Source organism: Yoonia maritima (assembly GCF_003003285.1).
In the GTDB taxonomy this organism is placed as follows: Bacteria; Pseudomonadota; Alphaproteobacteria; order Rhodobacterales; family Rhodobacteraceae; genus Yoonia; species Yoonia maritima.
On the sequence record NZ_PVTP01000007.1, the window covers coordinates 185,962 to 194,591 of the forward strand.

Consider the following 8,630-nt stretch of genomic DNA (forward strand, 5'->3'; position numbering starts at 1 on the left):
TTGACGCCACGAGCCGTGATCCTTAGTGAACCTGCTCAGAAGGCGAGTTGGTAGAGTGGTTATGCAGCGGATTGCAAATCCGTGTACACCGGTTCGATTCCGGTACTCGCCTCCATATTATGCATATTAGGCATTGTTTTTAAGTGATATTTTGAAAATGAGTGGGTTATTGGTGCCAACAACCCGCCCAAAAATTTGGTGTTGCGAGACGCAGTTATTCTTCGATGCCGAGCAAGCATTTGCATAACTCTAGTTTGTGAACTCCTTAATGTCCTTAGCTTAGTGTGTTGGATTAGCAGGATTCTACCGACGAAGCTCTGGACGGCGTTTCAAATAGTAATGAGATCTCAAGATAACGCACCTGTACATGTTGCAATGGTCTTTAGAGTAACCTCGAGCATCTGGGATAATTCTGGAGGTGCAAGGTATCCTTTTGCCGTCCATTTATTTTTGATGACCGAAACGGTCGAAACGCATATTTGTGCTATGTTTCTTTTTTGTTCTAATTTTGCCTATGCCCGCCGGACACCCGCCAATCAGAGCACATCCTGCCAAGCCGTCGCACTGTGCTGTCCATCTTGGTGTGACCCAGTAACAATTGAACGGCACGCAGATTGCCTGTCTTCTTGTAAATCTGTGTGACCTTCGTCCGTCGCATTGAATGGGTGCCATAAGCTGTAACTTCCAAACCGATGGACCCAACCCAGTCCCGCACGATCCGTGCATATTGACGCGTTGAGATGTGCAGGCGCTCGTGGAAACGTCCAGGCCAGAGAAATTCGGACCCGACCGTCAGGGGGTCTTCCATCCACTTTGCGACCGATGCCCGCGTACCTTCCGAAATTTCAAACCGAACCGGTTTTTGGGTTTTGCTTTGCAATACGGACGCCCGCGCTTTGATCTGCCCTGACGCCATTACATCTGCGACTTTCATCCGGACGAGATCACAGCCGCGCAATTTACTGTCGATAGCCAGATTGAACAGGGCAAGGTCTCGATGGTTTTCCGCCAACTCGAGCCGCACGCGTATTGCCCAGACATGCTTAGGCTTCAGCGGGAGCTTTTGACCGACGATGCGTCCTTTGTTCCAAGCGGGCCGAAGCGCGCGAATGGCCGGTAAGTTTGGTGTTTGCATGATGGATACTCCGATCCGCCATACCCTCCCACAGCGAAAACCAGACGTTGACGTCGCATTATATCATATGGATGTGCAAATGCAGCTAAGGTCCGAAAGGAGCCCAATCTACCGAATTTCTGTGACGCCGCGAACGTCTGGTTTCGATATTCGAACCAGAAATAATCTTCTACAGGTCCTTCACGAGTCTAAGCGCATCGTAGATCGCGGCGTGTGTATTGCGGGCTGATACGGCGTCACCGATGCGGAAGAGTTGGAACGTTCCAACTTCGTTCCGCACGAGCGTTTGAGGGGTCCCTGCGATTAAGGCGTCGTGGTTGACTGCACCTTTGTTTGAGCTAAGCGGCTTGAGATCGAAATACAATTCGTCCAGAGGCATTGTTCCGTAATTTACGACGACCTGATCGTATTCTTTTGTGCTTGTGTGGTCGCTGTAATCGGTACCGATGGTCGCGGTTAGTTTGTTGCCCGTGCGCTCAACGCCCAACAATCTGCGGGTCACTGTGAAGGTTACGTCTTTGTCTTGCAGCGACCGCATATAGGGCACAAGGTTCATCGCCATGATGTCGGGCGAAAATGTCCGATCAGGGGTCATTATCTCGACCGCAGAGCCAGCCAATGCTGCAATTTCTGCAGCTTGCAATGCGGGATGGTCACCACTTTCGTCATAGATCAGCACGTTCTGTGCAGGCTTCACATCGCCCGCGATAATATCCCAAGACGTGACGACATTTGACACTTCTTTCCCGCTTTCAAACAGTTCTATGTTTGGTATGCCGCCAGTCGCCACAATCACCACATCAGGGTTTAGCGCGGTGACATCGTCCGCTTCGGCCCATGTATTAAAATGGAAGACAACGTCGCGCGCAGCACATTGGGACATGCGCCAATCGATGATTGAAATCATCTCGCGGCGACGTGGGCTTTGGGCAGTGAGGCGCACTTGGCCGCCGGGGTCTGGTTGCGCCTCAAACACAACAACATCGTGGCCACGTTCGGCAGCAACACGCGCGGCTTCAAGTCCGGCGGGGCCTGCGCCGACAACGACAACTTTGCGCTTGGTTGCAGCCACCGGGATTGTGTGTGGCATTGTCAGTTCGCGGCCTGTTGCAGCATTATGAATGCAAAGTGCATCACCAGCTTGATAGATACGATCAAGGCAATAGGTCGCACCTACACAAGGGCGAATGTCGTCTTCGCGTCCTTCAATGATTTTTTGGACAACATGCGGGTCCGCCATGTGGGCCCGGGTCATACCAACCATGTCGAGCAAGCCTGCATCAATAGCGTGACGCGCAGTCGCAACATCTGGGATTTTGGCGGCGTGGAATGTTGGCATTCCGGTAAGCTTCTTAACCTGACCCGCGAAATCCAGATGTGGTGCGTTTGCCATGCCCTGCACAGGGATGAGATCAGTCATCGCGGGGTCGGTATGGATGCGCCCCCTCACAACATTCAGAAAATCAAGCTGACCCGTCGCAGCAAGTTTCTCGGAAATCTTGAGACCATCCTCTGCTGTGATACCGCCCTTTTGCGCTTCATCGGCCGTGTAACGGAAACCAACGATAAACTCTGCACCGACGCGTTTGCGAATTGCACCAAGCACATCAAGGGGGAACCGCATCCGGTTTTCAAGTGTATCAGCGCCATATGGTCCGACCAGATCGTTCGAAAGCGGCGACCAGAATTGGTCAAGCAGGTGCCCGTAAACTTGAAGCTCGATCCCATCCATCCCGCCGGCTTTCATGCGCTCGGCGGCGTCCGCAAAGTCGTTAATTATCCGGTCGATGTCCCAATCTTCAATCAACTTGGGGAACGCGCGATGTGCTGGTTCGCGATGCTTAGATGAGGAAACAGAAGGCAACCAGTTGCCCTTGTTCCACGTTGTCCGTCGACCAAGGTGCGTCAGTTGTATCATGACCGCACAACCGTGCTCATGGCACCCATCAGTCAGGTTTTGAATCCAAGGCACAACTTCGTCTTTGTAAGCCAAGATATTGTTGAAGACTGGAGGGCTGTCCTTTGACACCGCCGCTGATCCCGCTGTCATGGTGAGTGCGACACCCGCTTTCGCTCGTTCTTCGTGATAGGCGCGATAACGTTCTTTCGGCATCCCATCTTCTGGATAGGCTGGTTCATGACTTGTGGTCATGATCCGATTTTTCAAAGTCAGATGTTTCAATTGGTATGGCTGAAGCAGCGGGTCCTTGGTCATCTCGTCCATCTCACAGTTTTCTTGACACGTGTGTCGTGTTTGCATCCTGCCGCTCAATTGACACCTGTGTCAAGTTTTCATATTATGAATGGTATGAAGTCACCCACCTCACGCCAACGCGGATCAAAAGAGCTTTGGCTTGACGCTGCATATGAGCTGCTCATAGCAGAAGGCATCGATGCTGTAAAAATCATGCCCTTGGCGAAAGTGCTCAATTTGTCTCGCACCGGGTTTTATTGGTTCTTCGAAGACATTGCCGAACTCCACGGCGCATTGGTCCAGCGTTGGGAAAGTAAGAATACCGGTCACCTCATTCAGCAATGCAATTTGGAGGCCTCAAATATCTGCGAAGCTCTTTTCAATCTAATGGATTGCTGGCTTGACGACACGCTTTTTGATGCGCCCTTTGATCTCGCGATTCGGAACTGGGCGCGGGTGGATACCGACCTCGAACAGCGCATCCAAGAAGCTGATAGGCGACGGATATCTGCCGTGACTCAAATGTTTGAGCGGCATGCTTTTTCACAAGAACAAGCCGAGGTTCGCGGCCTGACGGTTATCTATACACAGATCGGCTATTTTTCGATGCAGGTCACTGAGAACGCAGCCGAGCGATTGGAGAGGGTTCAGCACTACGTCGAACTCTTTGCGGGTGTTTCACCATCACAGAGCGACGTCTGCACATTTTTGAACCGTCATGCAGCCAACTGAACGAAAAGCAGGGTTCCGGAAATGCGCAGCACCAAAACCAGACATTGAAACTCAAGCGCCTAATGTCCGCTTTGTCCGCTAAGCAGACATCGGCGTGCAAAACTGAACCATACAACGTTCGCAACCGCAGCGAATGTCCGGACTGAGCCCAAACTGCTTTATGCTGCGACTTGTGCGAATGTCGGCTTCTATGGTTCGGCAAAAGACGTGCCAAAACGAAACGGTATCTTTCCAATGGTGGTGGCATAGGATTTTTCAGTTTTCGTATGCGCGGGCTGTGGTCGCTTTTGACCTTTTGACCGCACCATAATCATGCAAATGAATTCGTTAGATGAGTGAGGTGATAGCGGTCGATACTGGTCATTTTCTGATTCACCACCAAACATAACTGGTCAGGGCGCGCACGAAGAAAATCCCGAAGAACCGTCGTTGGAGCGAACCATGGCCGAGAGGGTATACCTGAAGTATCATAGAACTGTTCCGATTCAGAGGGTTGCTCCAGTTTAATGCGCTGCTTGAGCCACTAAGGAGGTATCTCTGTTCCGTTGTCAAAACGGAGTTCATTGAGCGTCTGAAACTTGTCAACTTTCATTCAGGCGAATGAAAGTTGACAAGTTAATTTCATCGCTCTCCAAAAATGCTTGGGGGCTTTGTTTAGCAAACTCTTTGAATGCCCGCGTGAAGTGAGCTTGATCATAGAACCCTGCATCGGCAGCAAGTTCAGCAAGTTGACTGCCGGCGCCGGACAAGATTAGCTGAGCGACATGATTGAACTGGAGAACTCGGCAAAAGTACTTGGGGTTTAGTCCAACCACGGATTTGAAGTTCAAATGAAAGCTACGTTCCTGTACGCCGCACTCCAAGATGACATCAGACAACCGGATAGCGCCATTAGCGGCTTCTATCATATTGATGGCTTTATGAAGGTATGGTGGGGCTTCGCAGGCATCTGCTATTTGTCGAATGAGGGCGTCTTGTAAGGTCCTGATATAGTCATCGGGCGTGACACACTCGGTTTTGCGCGCGGCAAAAGACCGGTCGAACGGCGGATGGACGTCGTTAACGGCGCGGGTCGTGTTCACAAGCAATTTGCCAGATAATCCGAAGAGTTCAAAAAAACCCGTTGCGCGAAATTCGGCAACCGCATGTCCTATTCCGCCACGCCACCGCACTAGGGCGTGCTTGCGAAAAAGTTGCCCTGAAAAATGGCTTATTGGCATCGAACCGAATTTCAATAGTTGCCCTTCAACCTCGGCACCCGCAAAGCCACGCCAAATGAGCCCCAGCAACGGGTATCCCGTTGGCGGAGAGACAACGTCAATTTCAAGATCTAACGCATCTGCAACGTAGAACGCTTGCACATATCGCTTAAGCTGCGGTGGCGCTGGGTGCCGAGAATAAAGTCTTTTCATCAGTCACGTCCGATCAAAATTGCTGGTTTTTACAATACGAGCCGATCTTCTTGCCTGTAACCTTTCACCAATAACTCAATACGGCAGGCGGCCCCGGTTTTTGCGGAGCGACTGCCAATTTCAGTGAAACACGAAGCCCGCTAGCGATCGATTTTTTTGACGGCACTTAGTGTGCCGTCGACCCAGCGGGTTCTTAGTCTGCACACGTGTATACCCAAGTCCGGCTCCTGTTGAAGGGCTTAGGGCTGCTTTCCGAAATCAACGCAAAAGGACAAAATCATGGGCAGAGCGCCAAACCTTCCAATCGGAACCGTATCCGACGACACGATCTTTAAGGGCGATATCATTCTTGTCGATCGCAACAACATCCAACGTCTTCGCATTGATAGTTCAACTGGCAGTGTCCGTGTAAGGGATGCAGACGGCAACATCGTCTTTCATACAGAATTCCCCGGCGCGAACCTCAGACTGGGTGGTAACGGTCGTGACGGCGATGTCGTGGTATTCCCAAGATCAGCGACAGATATAGCCGATGTGGACCAAGCCTCAATTCATCTGAATGGAGATGCAGGTGTTATTCGCGCCGGAGGGGGCCAGAGGTCAGGCAAGATTGTCTGTGTCGATGCAGACGACAACCAAGCCCTACTGATCGACGCGGACGAGGCTGCGGTTATCATCGGCGGCAATGGCCGGACAGGTCGCCTGGTTGTGCATGATGACGAAAACAAAGGTGTCTTTTTTGCAGATGGAAAGACGGGCAATGTTATTGTCGGCGGTCCAAACCAAGAAGGTGATTTGCATGTTCGCAACGCGCAAAACAAGACAACCGTCCGCTTGGACGGCAACGCTGGGAACTTAATTCTGGGCGGGGATGATCAAGACGGGGATTTGATCGTGCGCAGATCAGGGTCCGAAACAGCGTTACATATAAATGGACGCGGCAATGAATTGATATTAAACAATAATGTTGGAAATCCTGCTGTAATACTGAATGCCGGAATTCCTGAAAACACAACTGAATCCGATGCGAATGGCGTAGAGATGAGCGGGCGTATCGAGGTGCTCAGTAAGAATGACAGGAGACCGCGCTCCACTCTGGGCACAACACACGATGATGGGGGCTCACTTTCACTCTTTGACAATGAAAACAGGCTTGGTCTTTCCTTTAATGGCGAACGGGCAAGTATCGACGTCGGCGGGTCGGGGAAATCCGGTAACATTTTTGTCTCCAATGGGGACGGCGGGGATGATGCAATTCGGTTGCATGGATCTGAAGCGCGTTTGGTGCTGGGATCGGGAGCAGGGAATGTTTCAGGTAAAATCGAAGTGCATAATTCGTCAGGTGAACCCACGATTTTCGTGAACGGAGAGGCCGGTGACATCGTTTTGCCAAACGGTGATGTGGCGGAGCTTTTTGATCCTGCGCCCGGCGCGGTGGCGACAATAACGTCTGGTGTGGTTGTTATACTTAACAGTGTTGGTCAATTGGAACCCTGCTCACAAGTGGCCGACATCCGCGTCGCGGGCATCGTCGCAGGCGCCGGGAAGACACGGCCTGCCGTTGTGATGGGCACGGCTCTCGCGGGAACTGATGCGGTCCCTTTGGCCTTGGTCGGGCGTGCATGGGTACAGGCTGATGCCGACAGTGCGGGCGCCATTCGCCCCGGAGATATTATGACCACCAGTACCACCACCGGCCACGCCGAACGCGCGTCCAGCCCTGCGACCGCAGCCGGTGCTATTATTGGCAAGGCATTGGGACCTCTCGAGAACGGTCAAGGTCTGATCCCTGTCCTGATCATGTTGCGCTAATACTTTTGGAGGGCGAAGCTCATGGCATCTTTACGTGGTTTTTTGGTCGACACGCTCGGCGACGGGGTATTGAGCCTGAGGGGGGCCGCCGCCGAACTCGGTTTTGACGGTGGTGTCTCGGCGCTTGACTATATCTCGTCTGTCGCAAGCGGCGCGGACGGTCCGTTCACACCTTTATATCCCCATACAGATGGGACTGGGGCATGGCACGCAGATCGCTATCGTGTCTACTTTTTTGCCGACAGACACGCGCTCATCAATGAGGGTGATCACTTCAGCCATTTTACACGGCTATTTCCCCAAATTTTTGATGGCGAAGGTCCAGACATGACCGATGCCAGTGTCGAACTCCTACGCCGCAACATCGCCACCAATTTTCTTCACTCCGGCCGACAATTCAAAGGGCGCGATTCTCTGCAATTTTTCGGTGCGGCGGACGCGTTTTTTTCGACAATTGATGCGACTGGACTTCATGATGATTGGGTCGGCGTCATCCACAGTCAGCACAACAGTTTTGCCGTGCAGACCCTGAAGCGCAATTTCGCGCTCGGAAACGACGCAGCTATGGCGGCAGCCCTTGTTGCGGGTCTGATTGCCGCGTCGACGGCTGCGGGGGCCACAGCCGGTTCTACTGTAGGCAATCCTTTTGTGGGCGGGTTTTTGGGCGCTGGCGTAACCTGGAATCCGGTCGTCGCTGTTGTAGGGGGAACTTTTGCGACTTGGATAAATCGCTATCACTTTTTGGCCGGTTACCGATCATGGAAGATAGGGAAGCTACCAACCTTTGAAATTGAAAATCTCCCGGGGTCGCAGGCCAATATCTACTTTCTGGAAACGGCATCAATTAACCGCGTTTCTTCATGGATGATTGAGTTGTCCGATCTGCTTGGCGATGTTGCAATCGGATCCATCGATGACCTCACGCGTGACGTTTGGACGACCTTAGCCCACAATTGGAGCCGCTATGGAAATGACGTTCTCGGACACAACCTAGATACCAACATCTATCGCGACACCATAAACGCTTTGGCTGGGCCACGTTTTGATACCCAGGATGGAAACGTCTGGATTAATCAGGGCGTTTTTGACAGTGAAGAAGATCTGATGGCTCAGGACTGGGTTGCCAAGCTGTTATTTGAACATCCCGGAATTGCTACACGTTTCTAACATGTGGAGTTCTGTCTCAGCGGCAGTCGAATTAGTTTGGATCAACAATGTCTCGAGTGGCGGAAAAACGAGATTGTTCAAACTGAATAGCCCCTAGTATTGTAGACGCTTTCTTCCCTAATTTTGAGGCAAGGAGGCTGTTATGAGGAAGCCAAATTTCAGTGAAGATTTCAAGCGT

At 51.8% G+C, this 8,630-nt stretch carries 6 protein-coding genes and 1 tRNA gene; 4 read left to right on the forward strand and 3 right to left on the reverse strand.

Annotated features, from left to right (window positions below; all coding sequences use genetic code 11):
• Positions 1-41 precede the first annotated feature (41 nt).
• Positions 42-115, forward strand: a tRNA-Cys gene (locus tag CLV80_RS12000).
• 387 nt (positions 116-502) lie between these two features.
• On the opposite strand, the gene CLV80_RS12005 is transcribed toward CLV80_RS12000, so the two are convergent.
• Positions 503-1,135 (reverse strand): tyrosine-type recombinase/integrase, encoded by a 633-nt coding sequence (locus CLV80_RS12005; RefSeq protein WP_106358160.1) that lies wholly within the window; start codon positions 1,133-1,135, stop codon positions 503-505.
• A gap of 169 nt (positions 1,136-1,304) precedes the next feature.
• Complete coding sequence (locus CLV80_RS12010) at positions 1,305-3,350, reverse strand: NADH:flavin oxidoreductase (RefSeq protein ID WP_106358190.1); 2,046 nt, start codon at positions 3,348-3,350, stop codon at positions 1,305-1,307.
• Here CLV80_RS12010 and CLV80_RS12015 point away from each other — a divergent pair.
• A complete protein-coding gene (locus CLV80_RS12015) occupies positions 3,273-4,061 on the forward strand; it encodes a TetR/AcrR family transcriptional regulator (RefSeq protein WP_311135527.1) in 789 nt (262 codons plus the stop codon). The two genes, CLV80_RS12010 and CLV80_RS12015, sit on opposite strands and share 78 nt — an antisense overlap.
• A 581-nt stretch (positions 4,062-4,642) precedes the next feature.
• Here the strand turns inward: CLV80_RS12015 and CLV80_RS12025 are convergent.
• A complete protein-coding gene (locus tag CLV80_RS12025) occupies positions 4,643-5,350 on the reverse strand; it encodes a helix-turn-helix domain-containing protein (protein ID WP_165793375.1) in 708 nt (235 codons plus the stop codon).
• Positions 5,351-5,752: 402 nt separating this feature from the next.
• On the opposite strand from CLV80_RS12025, the gene CLV80_RS12030 reads away from it, so the two are divergent.
• Together CLV80_RS12030 and CLV80_RS12035 are read left to right on the forward strand one after the other, a co-directional pair.
• Positions 5,753-7,285, forward strand: coding sequence for a hypothetical protein (locus tag CLV80_RS12030; protein WP_106358164.1), 1,533 nt, complete (start codon positions 5,753-5,755; stop codon positions 7,283-7,285).
• Between the two features lie 21 nt (positions 7,286-7,306).
• The gene (locus CLV80_RS12035; RefSeq protein WP_106358165.1) at positions 7,307-8,452 is read left to right on the forward strand and encodes a hypothetical protein; all 1,146 of its coding nucleotides are present in this window, start codon (positions 7,307-7,309) and stop codon (positions 8,450-8,452) included.
• The last annotated feature ends 178 nt before the right edge of the window (positions 8,453-8,630 follow it).

Excerpts from the sequence above, each read along its gene's own strand:
- CLV80_RS12005 (WP_106358160.1), bottom strand. The coding sequence starts at position 1,135 with ATGCAAACACCAAACTTACCGGCCATTCGCGCGCTTCGGCCCGCTTGG.
- CLV80_RS12015 (WP_311135527.1), top strand. The coding sequence starts at position 3,273 with ATGACTTGTGGTCATGATCCGATTTTTCAAAGTCAGATGTTTCAATTG.
- CLV80_RS12010 (WP_106358190.1), bottom strand. The coding sequence starts at position 3,350 with ATGACCAAGGACCCGCTGCTTCAGCCATACCAATTGAAACATCTGACT.
- CLV80_RS12030 (WP_106358164.1), top strand. The coding sequence starts at position 5,753 with ATGGGCAGAGCGCCAAACCTTCCAATCGGAACCGTATCCGACGACACG.
- CLV80_RS12035 (WP_106358165.1), top strand. The coding sequence starts at position 7,307 with ATGGCATCTTTACGTGGTTTTTTGGTCGACACGCTCGGCGACGGGGTA.